This window comes from Marinomonas sp. TI.3.20 (assembly GCF_038155025.1).
GTDB classification, from domain to species: Bacteria; Pseudomonadota; Gammaproteobacteria; order Pseudomonadales; family Marinomonadaceae; genus Marinomonas; species Marinomonas flavescens.
In genome coordinates this window covers 1-528 of record NZ_JBAKAS010000071.1, presented here as the reverse complement: position 1 = coordinate 528, position 528 = coordinate 1, and the positions used below count along the sequence as shown (strand labels likewise).

At 47.2% G+C, this 528-nt stretch carries 1 protein-coding gene; it reads left to right on the top strand.

Features of this window, described 5'->3' with window-relative positions; translation table 11 throughout:
* Positions 1 to 2 precede the first annotated feature (2 nt).
* Positions 3 to 528: IS66 family transposase zinc-finger binding domain-containing protein (locus V6259_RS19605; RefSeq protein ID WP_341585963.1), on the top strand; the 526-nt coding region annotated here is incomplete at its 3' end.

Here is a 528-nt window from a genome sequence, read left to right as displayed (position 1 = left end):
TGTTGGATGAAAAAGACTCGTCATTGATAGAGCAAGAAAAAGCCTTAACCGAAAAAGATAGCAAGATCGCTGAATGGGAATCTAAGTATCAGCTAATCCTTGAGCAATGGCGCTTAGCTCAACAAAAGCAGTTTGGTAAAGGCTCTGAAGTGTCTCCGGGCCAAGGCGAGCTGTTTGACGAGTCAGACAGCGACTCTCAAGAAGACAGCGCTGATGTTGAAACGGACAGCCAAACTGTTTCCTATACGCGCACAAAACCTAAGCGTAAACCTCTGCCGAAAGACTTACCTCGTGAGACGGTTGTAGTGGATGTGGCGGAATCGGACAAAACCTGTTCTTGCTGTCAGACACCACTGCATTGTATTGGCGAAGACACGTCTGAGAAGTTAGAGTTTCTTCCCGCTCAGTTAAAAGTCATCGAAACAGTTCGTCCTAAGTACGCATGTCGCCAGTGTGAAAAGACAGAGACACAAACAACGATCAAGCAAGCTCCGATGCCGACCAGCATTATCCCCAAAGGCATCGCAA